Source organism: Hyphomonas pacifica (assembly GCF_000682675.1).
Classification (GTDB): domain Bacteria; phylum Pseudomonadota; class Alphaproteobacteria; order Caulobacterales; family Hyphomonadaceae; genus Hyphomonas; species Hyphomonas pacifica.
In genome coordinates this window covers 169061-191883 of record NZ_AWFA01000023.1, presented here as the reverse complement: position 1 = coordinate 191883, position 22823 = coordinate 169061, and the positions used below count along the sequence as shown (strand labels likewise).

16 protein-coding genes and 1 pseudogene are annotated in these 22823 nt (G+C 54.4%); 14 read left to right on the top strand and 3 right to left on the bottom strand.

Annotated elements, in window-relative coordinates; genetic code table 11:
• The first annotated feature begins 196 nt into the window (after positions 1–196).
• From HY2_RS09230 to HY2_RS09220, 3 genes are read left to right on the top strand one after another with little or no spacing between them, the layout of a single operon-like run.
• A complete protein-coding gene (locus tag HY2_RS09230; RefSeq protein ID WP_034826887.1) occupies positions 197–1486 on the top strand; it encodes a TolC family protein in 1290 nt (429 codons plus the stop codon).
• Complete coding sequence (locus HY2_RS09225) at positions 1486–2685, top strand: efflux RND transporter periplasmic adaptor subunit (RefSeq protein ID WP_034826886.1); 1200 nt, start codon at positions 1486–1488, stop codon at positions 2683–2685. Before HY2_RS09230 ends, HY2_RS09225 begins: the two co-directional genes overlap by 1 nt.
• Before the next feature lie 17 nt (positions 2686–2702).
• On the top strand, positions 2703–5822 hold the full coding sequence (locus HY2_RS09220) for an efflux RND transporter permease subunit (RefSeq protein WP_034826884.1): 3120 nt from the start codon (positions 2703–2705) through the stop codon (positions 5820–5822).
• Positions 5823–6169: 347 nt separating this feature from the next.
• On the opposite strand, the pseudogene HY2_RS09215 reads toward HY2_RS09220, so the two are convergent.
• Positions 6170–7042 (bottom strand): annotated as a pseudogene (locus HY2_RS09215) (IS3 family transposase); the annotation flags it as partial.
• Positions 7043–7047: 5 nt separating this feature from the next.
• On the opposite strand from HY2_RS09215, the gene HY2_RS09210 reads away from it, so the two are divergent.
• From HY2_RS09210 to HY2_RS09170, 9 genes are all read left to right on the top strand, one after another.
• A complete protein-coding gene (locus HY2_RS09210) occupies positions 7048–7416 on the top strand; it encodes a methyltransferase family protein (protein ID WP_338042071.1) in 369 nt (122 codons plus the stop codon).
• Between the two features lie 2 nt (positions 7417–7418).
• Complete coding sequence (locus tag HY2_RS09205) at positions 7419–7832, top strand: DUF4345 family protein (RefSeq protein WP_034826882.1); 414 nt, start codon at positions 7419–7421, stop codon at positions 7830–7832.
• Between the two features lie 536 nt (positions 7833–8368).
• Positions 8369–8962: a hypothetical protein gene (locus HY2_RS09200; RefSeq protein WP_034826880.1), complete on the top strand. Its 594-nt coding sequence runs from the start codon at positions 8369–8371 to the stop codon at positions 8960–8962.
• Positions 8959–9900 carry a nucleotidyl transferase AbiEii/AbiGii toxin family protein gene (locus tag HY2_RS09195; RefSeq protein WP_013301472.1) on the top strand — a complete coding sequence of 314 codons (942 nt, stop codon included), beginning with the start codon at positions 8959–8961 and terminating at the stop codon, positions 9898–9900. The genes HY2_RS09200 and HY2_RS09195 overlap by 4 nt, the downstream gene beginning before the upstream one ends.
• An 837-nt stretch (positions 9901–10737) precedes the next feature.
• A complete protein-coding gene (locus HY2_RS17140) occupies positions 10738–11409 on the top strand; it encodes an RNA polymerase sigma factor (RefSeq protein ID WP_162173282.1) in 672 nt (223 codons plus the stop codon).
• A 42-nt stretch (positions 11410–11451) separates the two neighbouring features.
• Positions 11452–12531: a FecR family protein gene (locus HY2_RS09185; RefSeq protein WP_051594874.1), complete on the top strand. Its 1080-nt coding sequence runs from the start codon at positions 11452–11454 to the stop codon at positions 12529–12531.
• Between the two features lie 200 nt (positions 12532–12731).
• Positions 12732–16139 carry a TonB-dependent receptor gene (locus HY2_RS09180; RefSeq protein WP_206741015.1) on the top strand — a complete coding sequence of 1136 codons (3408 nt, stop codon included), beginning with the start codon at positions 12732–12734 and terminating at the stop codon, positions 16137–16139.
• 75 nt (positions 16140–16214) lie between these two features.
• On the top strand, positions 16215–17552 hold the full coding sequence (locus HY2_RS09175) for an amidohydrolase (protein ID WP_034826877.1): 1338 nt from the start codon (positions 16215–16217) through the stop codon (positions 17550–17552).
• Positions 17549–18793 (top strand): amidohydrolase family protein, encoded by a 1245-nt coding sequence (locus HY2_RS09170; protein ID WP_051594873.1) that lies wholly within the window; start codon positions 17549–17551, stop codon positions 18791–18793. Before HY2_RS09175 ends, HY2_RS09170 begins: the two co-directional genes overlap by 4 nt.
• 146 nt (positions 18794–18939) lie before the next feature.
• Here HY2_RS09170 and HY2_RS09165 read toward each other — a convergent pair whose 3' ends face one another.
• Entirely contained in the window at positions 18940–19824 is an 885-nt protein-coding gene (locus tag HY2_RS09165; RefSeq protein ID WP_034826876.1) for an oxygenase MpaB family protein, read from the bottom strand.
• 218 nt (positions 19825–20042) lie between these two features.
• Between HY2_RS09165 and HY2_RS09160 the strand changes: the two genes are divergently transcribed.
• Together HY2_RS09160 and HY2_RS09155 are read left to right on the top strand one after the other, a co-directional pair.
• The gene (locus tag HY2_RS09160; protein ID WP_112063288.1) at positions 20043–20621 is read left to right on the top strand and encodes a TetR/AcrR family transcriptional regulator; all 579 of its coding nucleotides are present in this window, start codon (positions 20043–20045) and stop codon (positions 20619–20621) included.
• An 80-nt stretch (positions 20622–20701) separates the two neighbouring features.
• Entirely contained in the window at positions 20702–21499 is a 798-nt protein-coding gene (locus HY2_RS09155) for a crotonase/enoyl-CoA hydratase family protein (RefSeq protein ID WP_034826872.1), read from the top strand.
• On the opposite strand, the gene HY2_RS09150 is transcribed toward HY2_RS09155, so the two are convergent.
• Positions 21496–22701 carry a CaiB/BaiF CoA transferase family protein gene (locus HY2_RS09150; protein ID WP_034826870.1) on the bottom strand — a complete coding sequence of 402 codons (1206 nt, stop codon included), beginning with the start codon at positions 22699–22701 and terminating at the stop codon, positions 21496–21498. The two genes, HY2_RS09155 and HY2_RS09150, sit on opposite strands and share 4 nt — an antisense overlap.
• Positions 22702–22823 lie beyond the last annotated feature (122 nt).

Below are 22823 nucleotides of genomic sequence, written 5' to 3'. Positions count from 1 at the left end.
ATGAATGAGGGAGCCAAAGGGCTCAGGTCACGTGGTGAATTCATTTGAACGGAAAACGAACGCTTTTGTGCCGCCAGATACTGATCAATTTTCCAGAGACGGCCCGCAAGGCCCCTTTCGTCCCCCTCGCATTTGACCCGCCCGCTCCATTTACGGAGCGATATCCGCGCGAACCGTCAAATCGAGGACATTTTAAATGCAACAATTTCTCTGGGCCACCCTGTTTTTGGCTCTCTCTCTCCCTGCTCAGGCTCAGGCGGGATTCTGTGAAACCGGACCGGACTATAACAAGGCATCCGATATCGACGCTGAGGCGCCGCTCACTCTCGATGCCGTATTAAGCGAAATACGTCGGGCCTCGCCGGAAACGCGCGTCGCCGGTCTTGAAATATTGGCCCGCGCAGCAGACGCAGAGCAAGCAGGACGACCGCTAAATCCGGTGCTTTCAATAGAACTTGAAGAGTTTGCGGGAAGCGGGGCTTTGAGCGGATTAAATGAGGCAGAAACAACCATTGGCGTTGAGCAAACGCTCCAGCTCGGCGGAAAGCGCCAACGTGCCCAGGCTGCTGCTCGTGCCTTGACGGCGCTCGCATCCGCCGAGTGTGCTGTTATTTTGCGCGAAACCGAACTCCAGGGCACCATTCTCTTTTATGATTATGTTCATGCGCTGAACGACGCGGCCTTGCTCGAAACCGCAGCCGAGACGGCGGAAGAACTGGCCAGCACCGTTCGCAAGCGCGTCGCAGCAGGTGCCGCGCCGCCACCCGAACAGATCAGAGCCGAAAGCGCAGCGGCCAGCGCCGAGGCCTCTGCAAGCTTTGCCAAAGGCCTTTCTGAAAGGCGGCGATATGAGTTGGCATCACTCTGGGGTGAGGCGAACCCATTATTCACTTTGGCGGAGGCAGAGGACTCGGCCTTCGGCGCGAGGCTCAGCACAGAAACACAATTGGCGCATCCGGAATTGGACCGTGCAACAGCATCGGACAACGCCCTGCGTGCGGCCATTGATGTCGAACGCGCTGCTGCCATGCCGGATATTACTGTCTCTGCTGGCTTTCGCCGGTTTGAAAGCACCGGTGATAGCGCGGTTGTCGCGGGCGTGTCTGTTCCGCTTCCCTTATTTGACCGTAACAGAGGGGCGACCCGCGCAGCCGAAATCCGGGCTGAAGCCGGTCAAATCAACGTGATCGCCGTTGAAGCCCGGTTGCGGGCACAGCAACGCGGCGCGGTCGCGGCGGTCACGAGCGCTCGCCAACGCCTTGCCATTCTTGAAGAGACAGTTCTGCCGAGCGCTGTCGCCGCCTACGATGCGTCTATCCAGGGATACGCTGCCGGGAAGTTCGATCTGACCACGACCTTCGATGCACGCAACGCTTTGCTTGAGGCAGAACGCTCGGTTCTGGATGCAAAACATACGCTTCGTGTCGAAACAGCGCGCTTGAAAAGCCTTGTCGGTGCCGCGCCCTTCTCTGGAGAACAAAAATAATGACGTCTTATTGGAAAACACTTTGGATCATCGCGTTTGGTACCTTCACGCTGACGGCGTGCGGCAACGATCAAGCATCGAGTGGTCGACCGGAAAATCAAGTTTCATATGAAAATGAAGAAGCGCAGGACGAAGAGGCCGAAAGCGGTGTAATCGTCTTGAGCGACATCGCTGCCGAAGCGACGGGTATCAAAGTCGAAATTGCTGAAACGGGGCGGATGGGCGATCAGCTTAATTTACCTGCCGAAGTCCGGTTTGACGCCGATCGGGTCGCTCAAGTCTCTCCACAGATCGGCGGTATTGTTCGCGAATTATACGCGACAGAGGGCGACACCGTTTCGCGCGGTCAAAAACTGGCTTTAATCGCCAGCCGCGAGCTCGCCGATCTGAAGTCAAACTTCATCTCAGCCAGTGCAGCGTCCGATTTGGCGCAAACTACACTCGACAGAGAAGAGCGACTTTGGACGGATCAAATCACCTCGGAGGCAGATCTCTTGGCTGCACGAGCGGGCGCTTCTGCCGCCAATGCTAATCTGCAAGCCATCAAAGGTAAGTTGCAGACGCTTGGACTGAATCCCGCTCAAATAGGATCAGGAAGCAGCAGTGCAAACTATGTTGTAACCTCACCTCTTGCTGGGACCATCGTTCAGCGATCCGTGACACTTGGAGAAGCGGTCAATAGCGATGATGCGTCTGCTGAGCCCTTGTTTACAATTGTCGACGACGCCGTTGTTTGGGTCGACATTGCTGTTTTCAAGCAAGACCTTTCCCGTCTTGATGAAGGGGCGAAAGTCAACTTAACCAGTGATGCTGGCGACACAATCGCGCAATCTGAAATCGCGTTTATATCCTCAGTGGTAGATCAATCGTCGCGAACGGCGACGGCTCGGATGATCGTTGACAATACCGATGGCCGATTGCGTCCTGGACAGTTTATCCGAGCCAAAATTGAACTGGGCGAAGGCGAAACCGTCATCCGCGTTCCCCTCAATGCTGTTCAGCGTGTGAATTCCACGCCGTCGATATTTGTTCCGACGGAAGACGGGTTTGCCCCAAAACCCGTAGTGACTGGATTGGAACAAGACGGTTTCGTCAGTATCCTGCAGGGACTGGAAAGCGGACAAAGCTATGTGGCGGAAGGCGCGTTCACGCTCAAATCACAGTTGGAGAAAGACTCCTTCGGCGCCGACGACGATTAGTAACAGGATCATTGATTATGCAAAATTTTATGCACCGTATAGCGGGTGGCCGATTGCTTGCCGCTATATTCGCCATTGCCATGACAATTGGCGGACTGTTTGCATTTCGAGCGCTACCTGTTGACGCTTTCCCTGATGTTACGCCCGCAATGGTTCAGGTATTCACCGAAACCGACGGGCTTGGACCGGAAGAAGTTGAGCGCTACGTCACCTATCCCATCGAAGCGTCTATGGCAGGGCTCCCCAAAATTGATCATATGCGATCCGTGTCAAATTTTGGACTGTCCGTCGTCAATATCTATTTTGAGGACGGCACGGACGTCTATTTTGCCCGGCAAGTTGTTGGTGAACGACTGGCGCAAGCACGCGACGCTATTCCCGCTGGATACGGCGAGCCACAAATGGGTCCGATCTCGACAGGACTTGGTATCATTCTTTACTACAAACTGGTTGATGATACCGGCACGCGCAGTTTGGTCGAAATGCGAGAAATACAGGACTGGATTGTCAAGTATCAACTCCAAACCGTCACGGGGGTGACTGAAGTCTTATCTCTAGGGGGATATGAGAAGCAATTTCAGGTTCTCATCGACCCGGAAGCGTTGCAGTCTTATGACGTTCAAATCAATGAGGTTTCAGAAGCGCTTGAGCGCGGCAATCATACTCTTGGTGCCCAGTTTATTGAACTCGGAGATGAGCAATATACCGTGCGCGGTATTGGTCTGGCCCGCAGCGTTGAAGACCTGGCGGCTATAACTATAAAAACAATTGATGGGCGGCCCGTGCGGATGCGCGACATAGGTGATGTCCGAATAGGCGGAGGCGTGCGCCAAGGACTGGCGACGTCGAACGGCGAAGGCGAAGTCGTTGCCGGTATGGTGCTCAAACTTTACGGCACCAATACATCGGACGTCGTTGCGCGGGTAAAAACACGCTTTGACGAAATCAATACGACTCTCCCAGATGGTGTGCGGGCCATACCTTATTATGACCAAGGCACGCTTGTGAATAAGGCTGCATCAACGGTGACAACTGCGCTCTGGCAGGGCGCAGTCCTCGTTGCGATTGTCGTGTTTGTATTTTTGGGTGGATGGCGTCCGTCTCTTGTTGTTGTCATGTCGATACCGTTTTCAGTAGGTTTTGCCTTTGTGGCCATGAACGTCTTTGGCATCGGGGCCAATCTCATGTCTCTCGGGGGGGTGGCCATTGCAATTGGCATGATGGTCGATGGCGCTATCGTAATTGCTGAGAACGTGGACCGAGGCCTAAAGTCAGACCCGGATGAGACGCGGCGGGACGTCGTTGCACGCTCAACCGCCGAGGTCATCGCTCCGTTGATCGCTGCTGTCATTGTTGTAATTGTCGTCTTCTTACCGCTATTTGCGCTCCAAGGCGTCGAAGGCAAAACCTTCCGCCCCCTTGCTGCGTCTGCCGCGCTGGCCATGACAGGATCATTGATTTACGCGGCGTTGATTGCCCCGGCAGTAGCCTTCGGTGTGATGCGCCCGGCAAAAACGGCGCGCAAAAAAGATAACATGATGACGCGCCTGATAACGGTCTGTGCTGGCTTTTTTATTCGCTTTCGCACAGCCGCGATTGGGCTCGCCAGCATACTCTTGCTATCGGGGGCAATTGCCGGATCTCAACTTGGGTCCGAATTTACACCTGAACTTGAAGAAGGCGACATATTGCTGCGCGTTACGATGGCGCCCTCGATCTCGCTTACGCAAGCCGAAGACACGGTGACGCGCATTGAAACGCAGTTGGCTTCATCGTTCCCCGAAATCGAGTCGATCGTGACCCGAGTTGGTCGCGGCGAGGTAGGCGCGATGACAGATCCAACCAATAGTGCTGAGATATTTTTATCGATGAAACCTAAAACGGAATGGCGGGCGGGTATGTCACCTGAGACGTTCCGGTATGAGCTGTCTGAGTTTTTAGAAGACTACCCCGGAATTCTTGCCAATGTCGGCCAGCCCATTGCCATGGCAGTGGATGAATTGCTGACAGGGACGCGCGCAGAACTCGCCATCAAGATCTTTGGTCCTGACTCAGACCAACTCATACAATCATCCAATGAACTCCAGCAATTGTTACTCAGGGTCCCTGGGGCGTCCGATGTGCAAGCAGAACAATTAACAGGAGCCCCTGAGATAAAAATCACGGTTAATCGCGAAGCTTTGGGACGTTATGGCATCGACATCCTAGAGGCCCTGGAGGTTTTACGGACATCTGTAGGCGGAGCTGAAGCCGGTGCCCTTTTTGAAGGCGTTCGGCAATTCCCAATCATCGTTCGCCTGAACGAACAATCTCGGTCAAATCCCGAAGCCATTGGGCGTGTCCTGTTAAAATCAGAAGATGGCGCAATGATCCCGCTTCGCGAGGTAGCAGACATCGAAAGCGTGATCGGTCCGCGCCAGATTACCCGTGAAGATGGTCAGCGCTTTATTGCCGTGCAAGCGAATGTTCGCGGTCGTGATATCGGAAGTTTCGTTGCCGAGGCTCAGGCCCTGACCGACGCGGAGTTGCAACTGGCACCCGGCTACCGGCTTGTCTGGGGCGGTCAGTTCGAGCTTCAACAACAGGCAAATGCAAGATTTGCTGTCGTTATTCCTATCACGCTTGCCATTGTGTTTCTGATCCTGCTGATGACGTTTGGCCGCGTAAAATCAGCCATTCTCATTTTGCTCAATATTCCTCTGGCTCTTACGGGTGGTGCCTTGGCGCTCTGGCTCACAGGCCTTCCCGTTTCTGTGCCTGCCACTGTCGGCTTCATTGCCTTGTTTGGCATTGCACTGGGCAATGGCATGGTGCTTGTAAGCTTCATGGATGATTTTGCTCGCGCAGGCCGTGACCGAAATACTCTCGCCCTTGACTCGGCGCGACTACGAGCCAGGCCCGTCTTGATGACGGCCATGACGACCGCTCTTGGTTTGACGCCCTTGCTGTTTGCGACAGGCGTTGGCGCAGAAGTTCAAAGACCGCTGGCAACGGTGGTTATCGGCGGGCTTGTCTCATCGACTTTGCTGACGCTTCTAGTGCTGCCAGCCCTGCATCGTTGGTTCGCACCTAAGCCAGACAGCCATCACTCACTCTTGGAAACGCAGCACCAGGCCGGCACGGCTCCGGTAGAGTGAACCATTCGCGCCTCAGCGAGTTTCTTCGCTGAGGCGCATTTCATTTTTGGGGCTCAGTATGAATACGTCTGAACATAAAAATCACAATCAACATGAAGACCATTCCGGTCACAATCATGATGACATCGTAAGCAGCGTTCTCGGCTCCCGTGCAGAAGTGATATTTGCTGGATTGGCGGGTCTTTGCCTTCTTACGGGATGGCTCGGTCCGAAAATGAGCATCCTGCCTAACTCTATAGGATTTGGCCTCATAATCGGCGCTTACTTCTTTGGCGGGTGTCCGTCGTCAGGTAATTTGAGACTTCAGGCTGCCTGACTTAAGGAGGGTCTGGCGCATCTGGTTTGAGTTAAGCAGCGGATTGGGCGTGCTGCAAGCGCCGTAGTTTCATCGTCCTCCTTTTGATTTTCTCACGTTCGAGCAGGATGGTCTGGCCGCGGCCCGTATAGACATCTGCCGGAGTGAGATTGTTCAGGCTCTCGTGATAGCGCTGATGGTTGTAGTAACCGACGAACGCATCGATCTGCGCTTCAAGGTCTCCGGGCAGGAAGTAGATTTCCAACAGGATGCGGTTCTTCAGCGTCTGATGCCAGCGCTCGATCTTTCCTTGCGTCTGGGGATGATACGGCGCGCCGCGCGTATGCTGCATGCCTTTGTCGGCAAGATACTCAGCCAGATCGCCAGAGATGTAAGACGGTCCGTTGTCTGAGAGTAGTCTCGGGCGATGAACCACATTCACTTCATCGAGTCCGGAAGCTTCAAGCGCCAGGTTCAGCGTGTCCTGCACATCGCTCGCCGCCATGCCCGAGCAGAGCTTCCAGGCGATGATGTAACGGGAGAAGTCGTCCAACACGGTGGAGAGGTAGAACCATCCCCAGCCGATCACTTTCAGATAGGTGAAGTCGGTCTGCCAGAGCTGGTTGGGCGCGGTGGTTTTCTCCCTGAACTCATCGGCCGCTTTCATCACGATGAAGGCCGGGCTGGTAATCAGGTCGTGCGCCCTCAAAAGCCTGTAAACACTGGCTTCCGAGACGAAGTAGCGCTTCTCGTCCGTGAACGTCACGGCCAGTTCGCGGGGAGAAAGGTCCGGCCGGTCGAGCGCCATTTCCAGCACCTGCTGACGCACCTCATTCGGGATGCGGTTCCAGACCCGGCCAGAGCCGCCGCGCCGATCCTCAAGCCCGGCTTCACCGAACCGCCGGTAAAGGTCATACCAGCGATGTCGCTCTGTTTGGGGACCAACCGTCGAGCGCTCTGATAACCATCGCCGGTGTCATAATGATCTTTGTAAGGTTTGGAGCGGCTTTCCGGATAACCTTTTTAATGGGATGGAGAAATGCTTTTGGAGAACCGACGGGTTTACGCACGGAAGGCTGGTTCCAACACAGTCGAAATCCTGTTTATGTTGCCACCTGGATAGGTCTGATTGGATGGGGGCTTGTGATCCCTGATCCTTTTATTCGGGTCCTTTTGGCGTTTTGGGGGTTGTTGTATTTGCTGGCACCGCTCTTTGAAGAGCCGTGGCTGGAACGAGAATACGGGCAAGCCTATCTGGCCTATAAGAAATCTACACCTCGCTTTTTTGCGGGGTTCTAAGAATGACGGTTTATTTACGTCACTACCACGTATTGCTGGGACTATTGCTTATCGGCCTTGGGATTTGGACCTTCATAAATCCAGAGATTTTGAGGTATTACGGAGTGGATTTGGTGGACCCTGAAGCTCGAATTGCCGTTAGAGCTATCATCGGGGGTGGGGAAGTTGGCCTTGGGCTACTGCTCACTGTTGGGACCGTCGTAGCCTTCACAAACAAGGCGCTAAACAGTGTGGCAGCCACGGTATTTTTGTCAGTCGGGCTCGCTCGGGTTTTTGCGGTTCTTATCGAGCAAGGATCAGCGGTTGGTTGGCAGCCCTGGCGGGAAAGTTCAATCGAATTGCTGCTCGGAACGATTGCGCTTTTCGCGGCTCAACGGCCCGATACTTCAAAACCTCGAACGGCTGATGAATCATGAAATGGTAAGTGCGGAGCGTCGATATTCAGTCATTTTCACGGCGACTCTATTTGAATGCTTTTGCTTCGATTGGTCTAATGACGGCAAGTATATTCCTAAAAGTGGTTCGACGCGTTAACCGGGGGTCGAACCAGATCTCTTGAAATAATGAGATACAAATTGGATGCAAAGTGGGATACAATTTGGTTGCGAAAATTCTGCAAGTACTTGTAATTGTTGCAACTAAATTGCGATTTCGAGGCGCGTCACTCGCGGTTCGGAATCCATTGTCGGCTCTTGGCGAAAGGGCAACCTGGTTTCGCTGCGTACGAGCTTCAATTCATAAATAAATTGGACCCCAGACCCTTTTGTTTAGTACGGATTGTGCCATTCCAGTGATTAAGAGACCTGCTTCCTCATTCTATAAAACATCGTAAAATCAATATCTTGCACCTGTGTCGAGAGTATTTATTGTCTTTGTTGTGCATGACTTTTTAATAAGAAATGTTGCATAATATGGAGCATGACCCCTATATTGTGGGTGATGGAGACAGAACATGACCGCGCTTGCAAAACTAAAAAGGAAATTGCGCCCCGGACAGGTGTACCGGCGCAAGGAGCTTGCGACCTGGTCAAACGCTGTCGATCGACATGTTGGACAGCTGCTTGACGAAGGACGCCTCGAAAAGGTTGGGGCAGGGCTCTATATGGCTCCGAAGAAAACTCGGTTCGGGCAGGCACCCGCCAAGCCGGAGAAGCTGGTTGAGTCATTCCTGGGGGATGACCGGTTTCTTATGGTTTCGCCAAACGCCTATAACAGCCTCGAATTGGGAACGACGCAGCTCTACAATGAGCCGGTAGTTTATAATCGCAAACGGCACGGCCATTTCGAGCTGGATGGCCGACGCTATGACTTCCGCATGCGGACCTCTGTTCCTTCAAACCTCAGCGAAGAATTCCTCCTGGTGGATCTGTTGCACAACCTCGATCGGCTTCCCGAGGAAAAGGCAACCGTGCTTCCCAAGGCACTTAGGCGTGCGCGACGTATGGACCGCGCGCGACTGTCACGTGCGGTGAAGGATTTCGGATCGGCGCGGGCTGCAAGGCTCCTCAAGCCTGTATTGAACCCTGATCAGGCAACCGCCGCGTGACCCTCCTGCACGCACTGCCTGATTTTGCCGACCTCATCGCTGTTGCTGCGCGAAACAACACTATCGATCCGGGCCTCATCGAAAAAGACTACTGGTTGATGCACTGCCTCTGGGGACTGCAGCAGCTTGACTATAAGTTTGAGCTGAAAGGCGGAACTTCGCTGTCAAAGGGATACGGCCTCATCGACCGTTTTTCGGAAGACATCGACATCCTGATCCACCCAGAGACCGACCTCCAGTATGGCCCAAACCACAACAAGCCTGCGCAGGTAAAGGCGCGTCTCGAATTCTTCAACGGTCTGGCCGAAGCCATCAAAATTCCTGGCATTATCGAAGTGGTCCGCGACGAAGAGTTCGACGACACACGCCACTATCGCGGCGCAGGCATTCGATTGAAGTATGAGTCGGTGAATCCACTGCCAGAAGGGCTGAAGGCAGGCATCCTGCTCGAAGTCGGGTTCGACCAGGTGGCGCCGAACCGGCCATGTACGATTTCGTCCTGGGCTTACGAACTTGCAGTCGAGAGTGGGATTGCAGACCTGACCGACACCCGCGCGGTCGATGTGCCTTGCTATGAGCCGGGCTATACTTTTGTCGAAAAGCTCCAGACCATCTCAACGAAATTCCGAAAGCAGCAGGCGGACGGCGACATGCCTGTCAATTTCATGCGCCACTATTATGACGTGTACTGCCTGCTCGCTGACGCCTCAGTGAAAGAGTTCATCGGAACAGACGCGTACAAGGACCACAAGGCCAAAAGGTTCCGCAAGGCAGATGAACCGGACCTCACCAGGAACGAAGCCTTTCTGTTGAGCGACGCAGAAACGCGAAAGGCGTACGCGGACGCTTATGCGAAGTCACGAGCGCTTTACTACAGGGAGCCTGCACTCTTTGACGATATTCTGGCACGCATCAGCCGGCGCCTGCCGGAACTTTGAATGATCGTTGCTCGCAGGGAAACCTCTAACCCTCTGAAATAAAAGGAATTACTAGCTTACTCTTTTGTTGGGTGCGCCCTCGCGATTCCATCCTAAGGCTCGCGCGCGGCTTTCGAAAACTCAGGGACACTGAGGGGCGCGGTAGGGACGGTGGTAATTGGGACGAAGATTGATCGATGTGGGTAGGGACTTTTCGATAGTGAACTGGTTGCTGCGTTCATCAGAATCCTGTCAACTTGTATCTGGATCCGGGCGTCCATCATCGAAAACCCAGCGACGCGATTTAATCTGTGGAATGACGGTAAGTTTATCCACAGCTTTTTCTAAAATGTTGATTTAAAATAGTATTTTGTGCTCGTTCATAATCGAGTGGGAGTAGAAATTTACAGCTACAGGTGAGCAAAGCGCCGTCGGGGTTAACGCGATGGCGCTTTTTTCTTGGGGATGGAGGGTAAAGCCGCAGCCTGTAATGTCCTGAAAGGAAGGGGTGTTTTCGAGATTCCCCTGCCATTTCCACGATAGGGGGAAATTATCCCATCATTCGTTATTTCTGCGTATCAATTTGGGATGGATGCACAGATTTCACGATATACTTCACCCATGTTGAAGTTTACGCTCTGCTCAGACACTGCTCGCAAGCCTGCTTCAAGAATTGGCTACGTAGTCGTCGCTCAGGGAGGTCAGGAAGTTTCTGGCAGGCGGTCTCAGAGCGTTAGAGGATGGAAAGACATATCGCAGGACCATAGGGACGAATTCTTCAGAATGTCTGGAGAAACGTGTCAGTATTGCTCAGGGACAAGACGGACAATCTTCGGCACTTATACGCCCCGAACGAATGTGGCGGAGTTCCTTTTCCACGAAGCGATATATGCAAGGGGAGGAACTGGCCTCGATAACTGTCAGGCGCAGCGGACCTATCTTGGAGCCATAAAAATGAGTTCAAACATTGCAGGCCGCAAGAGAAGAGGCAAAGGCGGCATCTTTTCGGTTTTCCGGGAACAAGAAGCGGGATTGCGCCGCTTTCTCCGGCGCATCTCACCCTCAAGCTCCGACATTGATGATATCACCCAGGAAACGATCCTGAGAGCGCTGCAGGCAGAACGCGAGCGGGAAATTCTGCAGCCCAAAGCCTATCTCTATACAATCGCCCGCAATGTGGTTCGGGACTCTCTGGATAAAAAATCACGCTCGGTGATAGATTTCATAGAGGATTTTGCTCCGGAAACCGTCTCATCCAATGAGCCTCTGGTAGAAGACCAGGTAGATGGCCGTCAGCGTATGCTCCTGTTCTGGGAGGCTGTGGCCACGCTTCCTGCGCAATGTCAGCAGGTGTTTGTATTGAAAAAGGTGTATGGCTATTCTCATGCAGAAATATCCAGAGAACTCGGCATATCTGTCAGCACGACTGAAAAGCATGTTGCAGCAGGCCTGAGGCGCTGCAGTGAGTTTCTGGATAAGCGGTCGGTACGCTTCGGCAAAGAGTCTGAAAGCACCAGTCTGCAAGGTTGAGGATATTGTGCCTGCTACGTCAGGCACTGTGATTGGTGCGAGATGAAACAGAAAGACGTGCTCTCTTCCACCGCACCCGACCTTACGGCGGAGGCGGCTGCTTGGCTCGCGCAGCTGGAGACGGGCAAGCTGTCGAATGAAGACATGGCCGCTTTCCGCGAATGGATACAACGCAGCCCAAGGCATTATGCTGAAATCCGTCGGCTGGCAGGAGTGTCACTTGAAACCAATGTGCTGGCCAGTATGGCCGAGCCGTTGCAAGCCGCTGCAGGCAATCGCCAGGATTTACGCCGTACAGATAAGTCGTATCGCAGTCGCTCCTTTGGGGTGCCGCTGGGCGTTGCGGGCATGCTGGTCGCAACTGCGCTGGCTGTAGCATTCTATATCCGGCAGCCGGATGTATCGCCTTCGCCTCAAGACCCGATATATGCGGCGACTGAGGTCGGCCAAACGCAGGAAATCGCTCTGCAGGATGGTTCGCGCATAAACCTAAACACGGACAGCAAGATTGATGTGGCCTTCGTGAAGGCCGAGCGAAGTGTTTATCTGGAGAAGGGGGAGGCTTTCTTTGATGTCGCGCACGACCCCGACCGCCCTTTTACGGTGTATGCGGGCACGCATTCCGTCACAGCCATAGGCACAGCCTTTTCTGTACGCTGGACGGATGATGAGCTGATCGTCACTGTCTCTGAAGGCAAGGTTGTCTATGATGATGGATCGCCTGAAAAGGCAGCGGAGGGACTGAGGGCTGTCGCACGCGAGGCGGCACAACCGGCCGCGCAAAAGACTTTCCTGGCGGCTGGCGAGCGTCTTGAGATTTCTCCCGCCAGCCAGCAGGAGACGGTTCAGCAATTACCCGATCAAATGCTCTCACGGCAACTTGCCTGGCGCTCCGGCTTTCTGGATTTCGAAGATGCCCAATTGCGGGACGTCGTTCGGGAAATGCAGAGATACACTTCAAAACGCATCGAGATAGCAGATGAAGATCTCGCGGACCTGCGTTTTGGCGGGGTCTTTCGTATCGGAGAAACTGATGCGTTCTTTGAGGCCCTGCAGCTGTCTTTTGGTGTCCAGGTTCGGGAGGCAGAGGATGGGCACCTTATCCTCACTTCGGCAAAATGACCCTCGCCCGGCGTACGATCCATTCGTCTAAATGCCATCGGAATGTGATAGAAATACAACACCGTCATATATGATGAAAAAAAGTTCCAAAAAAAACGCGAAACGTATAGCGGGTTTTTGTTCCCGGTCAGTCTTACCCATGAGACGGCCAATTGGGGCAATCGACGTTCGTCGTGACGAGGAGGAAGGAGCGCTGAAAAATGCCAAATGAGGCTGTACGCATGGCGTGCTGTCTCGCGGCACTGGCTGTTGTGTCAGCCGGTGTGTCGGTGGCGCAGGAAGCATATGAGGTGGATATATCTTCGGTTCGGGCCGCAGATGCCATCAAGTCGCTTTCCTTCCAGACCGGGCACTCAGTTCTCTTTCAGACAGATGATGTCGGCTCGATCAGAACGAACGCGATCAAGGGGAGGATGACCCTTCGCGAAGCCATGGATGCGCTTTTCGAAGGAACAGCTCTAACCGGCGGTCTTACGGACAGCGGGATCATCACGATCTCGTTGGACGATGGTCAAAACCAAGATCGTTTGGAGAGCGATGTGAACATAAAGAATTCAAAGAAAACCCTTATGGCGACTGTGTCTGCCATGGTGTTCGGGGTCGCGGGCGCAAATGCCCAGGACGCCGCCACCGCTGCGGATGATACGCGCCGTGAGGAAGTTGTCGTCGTAGTCGGCAGCCGGATTTCAGGCGCGGACGTGGCCGGGACATTGCCGGTTACGGTCGTCGGAGCTGACGAGATTGAAGCCATCGGCGCGGTGTCTGGTGAGGATTTGTTCTTGGCCATTCCGCAATTTGGCGATGTCAGCTTCAACCAGACATCTGGCCAGGTCAGCAGCAACTTTGCACGCGGCGATGTTGGCTCTGTCGACCTGCGCAATCTGGGCGTCGGCAGCACGCTGGTTCTAATTAATGGCCGTCGAGGTGTGAACTATCCAAGCAGCCAAGCAAGCGACACGCTGGCCCCGGTTCTGACATTTAACTCCAATACGGTGCCTGTGAACGGGATCAAGCGTGTTGAAGTGCTGCGCGACGGCGCGGGGGCCATTTACGGCTCCGATGCTGTGGCGGGTGTCGTAAACATGGTGTTGCAGGATGATTTCGAAGGTGCCCGTGTGGAAGCGCAATATGGCGGTGCGCCGGACACCAATCTCAACGAGCTGACGCTAAATGGCCTGTTCGGGAAAGCCTTTGCGGGTGGCCGCGGGAATGTCACCCTGTTTGCGAATTACAATGACCGCTCTGCGCTGTTGGCGAGCGATCAGGATTTCTCTGCATCTGCTGACCTGCGCCCTTTCTTTGTGGGCACGGAATTTGAGGGTAGCAATTCTCTTCTGAACAGCAGCACCACGACCCCCTGGGGCGTATTCAGAACTGTGGGCGGTGTCCCGGTTCGCCAGGATGGAACACGCATCACCAGCGCCAGCGGGAGTTTCCACCTGCAGCCAGGCACGAATGCAGGGTGCTTGTCCGATGTCGGCAACGATGTCTGCATTGATGACGGCAATCCGGCGACAACCGGAGCGGACGTGAATCTGCGCTGGGATGCCCGCCAGAACTATCCGATCTCGATCACGCCAGACCTTCAGCGCCTTAACCTATTTGCGACGAGCAAATATGATCTGGGCAATGGCATGGAGCTGTTCGGGGAAGCTGCCTATTACCGTGCCGAAACAGAAAGTGTGCAGGATTCCATCTTCACAATCGGCTCTGTCAAGATGACCATCCCGGCTTCAAACTACTGGAACCCGTTCGGTCCTGTCAGGTTTGAAGACGGTACCCTGAACCCGAACCGTTTACCTGGCATTGATGCACCGGAAGAAGGTGTCCCGCTTGTACTGCAGACCCTGCGCTTTTCAGACCTTGGTCCGACCACGGTACGTGTGACGGCAGAGCAGTATCGTGCACTTGCCGGCCTTCGCGGCGATTTCAATGGCTGGGATTGGGAAACAGCACTCCTCTACAGCGAGGCGACTGTGGACGATCGTCAGGAAGGCATTGATGCAACGGCGTTCCAGGCCAATCTGGCACTGTCGACCCCTGATGCTTTCAACCCCTTCAATGGCGGCGACCCGCTGAACCCTGGCAGCGATAATACTTTCAGCTCTCAAGCGGCCATCGACGCCATTATGTTTGAGACGAACCGGAAGAACAAAACCACGCTGTTCCAATGGGATGCAAGCGTCTCACGGTCAGACCTGTTCCAGACCTGGGCTGGTGATGTCGGCATGGCTGCCGGCGTCGAGTTCCGCCGCGAAACGCAGCTGGATGATCGCGACCCAAATGTTGACGGTACGATCACATGGTATGACACCGTTCTGGGCATTACGCAGGAAAGCAACATGTTCGGTGTTAGTCCGACGCCGGACAATAGCGGTTCGCGCAATGTCACTTCGGTCTATACCGAATTTGCCATTCCGCTTGTCTCGGAAGAGATGAACATACCATTGGTGCAGGCACTGAACCTGCAACTTGCTGGCCGCTATGAAGACTATAGCGACTTCGGCAGCGTCGCGAAGCCTAAGGTCGCCCTCTCATGGGATGTTGTCGATGGCTTGAGACTGCGCGGGGCATATTCCGAAGGGTTCCGGGCGCCGAACCTTGAGCAGGTGAACGCCACGGTTGTGACGCGCGGCAACACCCGCACGGACTGGGTGTTGTGCGAAGCAGACCTTCGTGCTGGCCGTATCGCCTCGTTTGATGATTGTAACGCCTCTGTTGTCGCGACCGGCCGCCGGGCAGGGAACCCTGATCTGGAAGCCGAAGAATCCACGAACTGGACAGTGGGCACCGTGTTCCAGCCACAAGGCATGGCTGACTTCATGGGTAATATGACCTTCACGGTCGATTACTGGTCGATTGAGCAAACGGGTCTCGTCGGCGTGTTTGGTGGAGGCAATGCACTGATCGTCGACTATCTCAACCGTGTTGAGGGTTCGAGCAATCCGAATGTGATCCGTCTCGATCCGACAGCTGATGATATTGCCCGCTTTGCAGGAACAGGGCTCGATCCTGTCGGTCAGGTTCTCTATGTGGATGACATCTATCAGAACCTTCAGCCCCAGACTGTGGAGGGGGTCGACCTTGGCTTTATGTGGAGCCTGGATGATACTCGAGCTGGTGACTTTGATTTCAGCCTGAATGCATCGCGTCTGCTGACATATGAGCGCGGGGTTTCTCCTGACGTCGAAGCGATGTATGCTGCGCGTGAAGCTGGCCTGATCAACGAGCTGACCGAATTGCCGGAATCAGAAGACCTGATCGAGCAGAACGGCAACCCGAAATGGCGCCTGTCTTCCACGCTGACCTGGACCTACAATCAGTTCCGCGTTGGCGCCAGTGCTACCTATGTCGGCGGTATTGACGATACATCCCTGTCAAACGGCGCAGGTAATTACTACCGTGTGGATGATCACACATTGGTCAATCTGTATGCGCAATACAGTTTTGAGCAAGAAGGTCTGTTCGGAAATAGCCGTATCCGGGTTGGTGCGCGTAACCTGTTTGACCAGGCGCCGCCGCTGGCAGATGAAACATACGGATACAGAGGATCGCTCTATCCGGCGACCCCACGTTATCTGTATGTAAGTGTTCAGAAGGAATTCTAGCACTTGCTGGCCCGGCGTATCTTCCCCCACGCCGGGCCTTTTTCTTTTACATGAAATCAAGAGAGGGCCCGGATCATGACTCCGCGTGTCTTGGTACTTATTGCATCCCTGATGCTTGGCTTTTGTCAGGCATGGGCCGCACCTGAAACGCCATATCCATCAACTTACAAACCTGCTGACTCTCAGCCTGCGCTGATCAAGGGCGCTAATATCCTGACGGCAGAAGGCCCGGTTCAAGAGAATACGGATCTTCTGATACAGGACGGGAAGATTGTCGCCATCGGGCAGAATCTAAGTGCGCCTGCAAACGCGATCATCATGGATGCTGGCGGAAAGTGGGTTACCCCGGGAATTATCGACATTCACTCACATCTTGGAGTGTTCTCATCACCAGGCGTGCCGTCGATGCGCAATGGAAACGAGAAGACGGGCAAGAACACGGCAGAAGTTTGGGCTGAGCATTCCATCTGGCCGCAAGACCCAGGTTTTGAGCTGGCGCGCAAGGGCGGCGTTACGACACTTGCGATCCTTCCGGGATCTGCCAATCTCTTTGGCGGGCGCTCTGTCACTGTGAAGAACGTGCCTTCTGTCAGCGTACAGGGCATGAAGTTTCCGGATGCGCCCTATGGGCTGAAAATGGCCTGTGGAGAAAATCCGATCTTTTATGCGGCACGCGGCAATGACCCCTTTACCCGTATGGGCAATATGGCGGGCTATCGTAGCGCCTTTATTGACGCGCAGGCATATCTGGAGAAACAGCAGCGCGGCGAGAAACAGAAGCGGGATCTGCGTCTTGAAACTCTAGCCGGCGTGCTATCAGGCGAGATTACGACCCATATTCATTGTTACCGTGCGGACGAAATGATGCAGATGATTGACCTCTCTAAGGAGTTCGGTTTCAAGATTGGTACATTTCATCACGCCACAGAAGCGTACAAGATTGCAGATACGCTCGCGGAAGAAGGTATCGCGGTTGCCACCTGGGCAGATCGATGGGGATTCAAACTTGAAGCCTATGATGCCGTGCCCCTGAACGTGGCAGCCCTGGAGTGGGCAGGTGTGCATACAATGCTGCATTCGGATAGCGCTATCCTGGTGCAGCGCCTGAATCTTGAGGCCGGCATGGCCATGGCATCCGCCAGACATGCAGACCGTGAGATCAGCCGCGAAGAAGCAATCCGCTGGATCACGATCAATCCCGCCATCAAGCTTGGTATTGATGACCGAACGGGCAGTCTAAAAGAAGGCAAAATGGCAGATATTGTACTGTGGTCTGATGACCCTTTCAGTGTGTATGCCGTCGCAGAGAAAGTCTTTATTGACGGGGTGTTGCTCGTGGACCGGGAGGCCGACGAGGCGGAACCGGAGTCTGATTTCCTTGTCGGCCAATCAGTTCGGGAGATGGCCCAATGAATTTGAAGTCTATCTTGTTTTCAGCAGCCCTGGTTATCATGGGGCAGGTGGCATCCGCCGAAACAATTGCCTTGCGCAATTCCACAATCCTGACAGCCGATACGCAAGCGCGTATCGAGAATGGAACCATACTGATCGAGAACAGCCGCATTGTCGCTGTTGGGCAGAATGTGAGCATCCCGTCTGATGCTCGCATAGTGGACCTGTCAGGCATGACCGTCACACCGGGTTTCGTTGTAACTGATACTTTGTTGGGCATAGTCGAGATCAGTGGAGGGGCAAATGCTGCTGAAACATCCAGCCAGTCGAGTGATATAAGTGCCGGATATGATGTTCAGCATTCAATCAATCCTCTTTCCACGGCCATTCCTGTCGCACGGAAAGGCGGTGTAAGCCACGCCGTTGTCATGCCTTATCCCGGTGCAAATGGTTCAACTTTCGCAGGCCAAGCGGCGATCCTCGCCCTGAATGGTAATCTTGAGGGAGACATCTTGGCGCCCGTCGGAATGGTTTGGGACATGCGGACCAAAGAGTATGGTCGGGGTGCAACCTTCACACAATTGCAGGCAGACTTGGATGATGTCCGTAAATATGTCCGCGATGCGTCATCCCTGCAGAAGGGCAAACTGTTGTCACGTGACTGGTCGCGTGCAGATCTGGATGCGCTTTCCCCTGTGGTAAAAGGAGATATGCCACTGACGGTCAGAGTGGATCGTGCCTCAGATATCCTGACACTTCTCAATCTCGCAAAGGCACAAAAGATCCGTCTCGTGATCGTCGGGGCTTCTGAAGGATGGCTGGTTGCAAAGCAAATCGCTGAGGCAGGCGTACCTGTCGCGGTCGACCCGTCAGACAATTTGCCCGGCAGTTTCGATGCTGTGGGCGCTATGTCAGACAATGTTGCCAGGCTGCATCAGGCGGGCGTTCGCCTGATCATTCGGGGTGGATCTTCCGCACATGATGCCGGCAAACTTCGCTATTTTGCCGGCATGTCGGTCGCCAAGGGTGTACCTGGCGATGCGGCTTTGAAGGCCGTTACATCCACACCCGCAGAGGTCTGGGGCGACGGGACTTTCGGCATGATCAAAGCTGGCATGCTGGCAGATATCGCCGTGTGGACGGGTGACCCGTTCGAGCCAATGACTGACCTTTCAGCCCTGTATATTGGAGGGGTAGAGCAGTCGCTGGATAGCAGACAGGACGCGTTAGCGCGGAAGTACATTCCCTTTGCCAGCAAGTAGGCCGTAGTCCGGCCTACGCGTTTGCATCAATCTACATACCCCTGTTTTCGGACACGGATCTGAAAGCAGGGGTATCTGCATTTCTGTCGGAATCAGTGTAGAATCTGAACATCTCCTCACTCAGGTTGGGAACTGCGTAAGTCTCATCAGGTAAGAATTTTCGCTTGAGCCGCAGGCGTCTTCCACGCAAAGCTTCGCGGCAGGCCTAGCCGAATGGCGGCGTCCCAAGCCGGACTATTCGGTACGGGAATGCGGTTGGCCCATTTTCCCAATGCTCTGATCCCTTGCTTGCCACTACGGGTGAGATGGTATTCCGTCCCCAGCTCAAGTCTTTCCCGCACGGGGTTTGGTAAAAGGCTGACCGCCGCATCTGCCGCCAAGCCTTGCAAGCCTCGTGGGACAAAAGGGGCAGCCCGGCCGGACTTCATGATCCTCAAAAACTCCGTATTGATAGGATGCGCTTCGAAGCTCGGCATCAATTTTTCAAGTAACACCTGGAAGTCTGTTAGTGAGCTGAGGGGAGACTCAACTCCGTACAACTTGGCAACTGGAAATGACTCCTGAAGGAAACGGATTGTATCTTCATCGCTCAGCGGTTCAACAAACCGATCATAGGCTGTCAAAAACCCATAGCTGGCCGTAGCACTTACCCAGGCAAGCAGCTCTGGGTCGAGAGCATGATAAGGAACGCCATCAGGCGTCGTTCCGCTTACCTGTGCATGCATGTTGGTGACGCCCTGGATGATCCGACGCGCAGCGCTTTGGGGGCCATAAACACCGATCATGGCCGCCATGCCAGTTCTCCTTGAGCGCCCGGCCGGGTCAGCCTTGAAGGTTGAATAATCCCAGACACCAGAGCGGATTCTAGGATCGGCAAATTCAAGCAGAACGGCGCAGATGCCACCAATCGCCAGCGCCGCCGGATTTTTGAAGACACGCCAAGAGACAGAATCCGGTTGAGTAAAAGCCGGCTCACCCAGAGGGCGAGTGAAATCAACATTCCATCCCAGATATGTTGGCAGTGTCAGCATGGTAAATTAGTCCTTACAAACCTGGGTCTTTAAAAAATTTCTACCTTTGCGGCGCAGAAGTGCTATCTTGAGTATACCACGCAGTTAGCCTTGTTGACACGCGATGATGCGCGGTTGATAGGTGCGCGCAGGTGGGAGACAAGGATAGTTTCGTGCCGCAAAAACAACTCAGAAGAGTTGATGCAAAAGGCGTCCAGAATGAGACCGCTGACCGCATCATGATAACATCCATCCGTTTGTTCAGCCGCTATGGCTATGACGGTACCAGTACAACTGCTGTGGCGCGCGAGAGCGGGGTTTCCCAGCCAACCATTCATTATCATTTCTCTGACAAGATGACCCTCTGGAAAAGGGCGATGCGGCGTATGCTGCGGGACATGATGAAGGAAAATCCCTACACAGAGAAAATCCTGTGCGAAAAAGACCCTGTAAAACGTCTACGCCTCAGAATGATCGCCCTGATGGAGGCTGTGAGGGTGCACAAGGCATTCGGACGCGTTGTCATGCTGGAGGGCATTTCCGGGGGGGCTCGACTGAACTGGCTGATAAAAGAGGCGCTTTCGCCATTCTACGAACAATTTGTCGTAGACATTCAGGAATGTCAGGCGAGCGGACGGATCAAGAAAGTCGAGATATCAAAACTTGTGATCATCATGCATTCCGTGGCGACTATGTATCATAATATTGCGCCGCTCGTGAGAGAGGCATTCAACGAAGACCCGAGCGACATGGAAGAAACAGAGCGTTACCAGAAGCTGGCGCTCGACATCGTTTTCAAAGGCCTGGCTCCCGACTAGCGACGCGACGTACCGGCTGGACAGTCCGCGCCAGGACTGCCAGCTAGGCAGAATATGGAATCCAGGAAAGGAAAGCCTTGATGTCGATTATTCTGCTTGAAAAGCACGGCCCCATCATGGTCATGACTCTCAACCGTCCTGACGCGATGAACGCGCTGGGAGAAGAGGGGGATGGCCCGGCGATTGCTGCAGCCTGTAATGAGATCGTCGCCGATCCCGAAATTCGTTGCGCTGTGCTGACCGGGGCAGGGCGGGCCTTCTCGGCCGGCGGTAACGTCAAGGCGATGAAGGAAAAGACAGGGGCCTTCTCTGGCAAGCCGCATATCGTGCGCAATGGTTATCGCAACAACATCCACATGATTGTGAAGTCGCTCTACAATATGGAAGTGCCGCTGATCTCCGCGATCAACGGTCCTGCCATCGGGCTCGGCTGTGATGTCGCCTGTATGGCTGACATCCGAATCGCCTCCGAGAAGGCCAAGATGGGCGTAACCTTCCTGAAGTTGGGGCTGATCCCCGGTGATGGCGGGGCGTGGCTGATGCCACGTCTAATCGGAGCATCCCGCGCGGCAGAGTTGTTGTTCACGGGCGACGTAATCGATGCGCACAAAGCCGCTGAGTGGGGCCTGGTGTCGAAGGTCGTAGCTGCCGATGAACTAATGGATGAAGCCATGGCGCTCGCCGAGCGGATTGCGCAGCAACCGCCGCAAGCTCTGCGTCTGGCGAAGACGCTGATGCGCCATGGCAATACAGCCTCCTATGAGACCATCATGGAAATGTCTGCAGCAGCTCAGGCCCTGATGCACGAGACGGAAGACCACCTCGAAGGCGTCGATGCGATCCTTGAAAAGCGCGTGCCGGAGTTCAAAGGCCGCTAGGCCGCCTTGATCGTGCCGTTTTCAATCATGTTGGCAATTTGCGTTTCGGTGTAACCGAGAACTTCCATGACGGCGAGCGTATGCTGACCCGGTGCTGGCGATGGTCCTTTTGGTCCGTCATCGGCACCGGGAAAGCGAACTGGTGATGCGGGGGAGGGGTAGGTTGAGCCGTCTCCCTTTGCGCTGGGTGTCTGAACGATGGCCCCTGCAGCATGCGCTTGCGGGTCTTTCGCCACCTCTGCAAGCGTCTGCACCGGCGCCCAGGCAAGAGACTGGGCATCAAGACGCTTGGCAATTTCGTCTTTTGCGTATTTCGCAAAGCCCTCATCAATGATGTTGACCACTTCAGCGCGGTGCTTGCGCCGACTTTTGGCGGAGGTGAAGCGCGGGTCTGCGATCAAATCCTCCCGGTCTATCGCGCGACATATAGGAGCCCAGTCCACCTCACCCTGTCGCGATACCAGACAGATCCAGTTACCATCTTGGGTCTTGAAGAAATTAGTGATCGGCACATTTTGATCGTGTCGCGACTTGGTGGATGCAACGCGATCAAAGAAGAGCTGGATGGCGAAGTCGGACCCTAGTGCATAGAGGCCCGTTCTGAAGAGAGAGGCCTCAACCAAGCGACCTTTACCCGTGCGGCCGGCCTCGACAAGTGCTGCGCAAATGCCTGCGGCAGCCGACATGGACGTTGTGTGGTCGCCAAAGGCCGTGCGATTGGCAAACAGTTCCTCTCCTTTCGGAACAGTCAGGCGCGCAACTCCTGTGCGACTCCAGAAGCTTGCAATGTCAAAGCCGGGACGGTCTGCATCAGGGCCTTCCAGGCCATAACCTGTGAGGGAGCAGTAAACGAGCTTGGGATTCAGGGATTTCAAGCTGTCATAGTCCAGCCCCGAACGTTCTAGACCGCCAGGGCGAACATTGGTGAGGAACACATCGGCATCGGCCACAAGCTTGCGGATAATCTCCTGACCCTCATTCTTTGACGTATCCACGATGATCGACTTTTTGCCACGATTATCGAAATCAAAGACTGGATTATCCTGAATGTCTGTTCCGATGGTTCGGAAGAAAAGGCGGATCGGATCGCCGCCAGGCGGTTCGATCTTGATGACATCGGCGCCCCAATCCCGCAGGATAGCCCCTGCACCAGGCGCAGCCATGTAAGTGGCGTATTCGATGACCTTGATGCCCTCAAGCATTCCGTTTCCTCCTCTTATCTTCGTTGCGACAAAACTGGCGTATTCGCTTCGCAATAGCCAGACCTGTCGATGCGACAAGCAGCCAGCCTATGGACAGAATTAGACCGCCAGTCTAATTACCG

Coding starts and splice junctions, on each gene's coding strand:
- HY2_RS09150 (WP_034826870.1), bottom strand. CDS start 22,701: ATGCTTGAGGGCATCAAGGTCATCGAATACGCCACTTACATGGCTGCG.
- HY2_RS09230 (WP_034826887.1), top strand. CDS start 197: ATGCAACAATTTCTCTGGGCCACCCTGTTTTTGGCTCTCTCTCTCCCT.
- HY2_RS09175 (WP_034826877.1), top strand. CDS start 16,215: ATGACTCCGCGTGTCTTGGTACTTATTGCATCCCTGATGCTTGGCTTT.
- HY2_RS09205 (WP_034826882.1), top strand. CDS start 7,419: ATGACGGTTTATTTACGTCACTACCACGTATTGCTGGGACTATTGCTT.
- HY2_RS09170 (WP_051594873.1), top strand. CDS start 17,549: ATGAATTTGAAGTCTATCTTGTTTTCAGCAGCCCTGGTTATCATGGGG.
- HY2_RS09185 (WP_051594874.1), top strand. CDS start 11,452: ATGAAACAGAAAGACGTGCTCTCTTCCACCGCACCCGACCTTACGGCG.
- HY2_RS09225 (WP_034826886.1), top strand. CDS start 1,486: ATGACGTCTTATTGGAAAACACTTTGGATCATCGCGTTTGGTACCTTC.
- HY2_RS09220 (WP_034826884.1), top strand. CDS start 2,703: ATGCAAAATTTTATGCACCGTATAGCGGGTGGCCGATTGCTTGCCGCT.
- HY2_RS09180 (WP_206741015.1), top strand. CDS start 12,732: ATGCCAAATGAGGCTGTACGCATGGCGTGCTGTCTCGCGGCACTGGCT.
- HY2_RS09155 (WP_034826872.1), top strand. CDS start 20,702: ATGTCGATTATTCTGCTTGAAAAGCACGGCCCCATCATGGTCATGACT.
- HY2_RS09165 (WP_034826876.1), bottom strand. CDS start 19,824: ATGCTGACACTGCCAACATATCTGGGATGGAATGTTGATTTCACTCGC.
- HY2_RS09200 (WP_034826880.1), top strand. CDS start 8,369: ATGACCGCGCTTGCAAAACTAAAAAGGAAATTGCGCCCCGGACAGGTG.
- HY2_RS09160 (WP_112063288.1), top strand. CDS start 20,043: ATGATAACATCCATCCGTTTGTTCAGCCGCTATGGCTATGACGGTACC.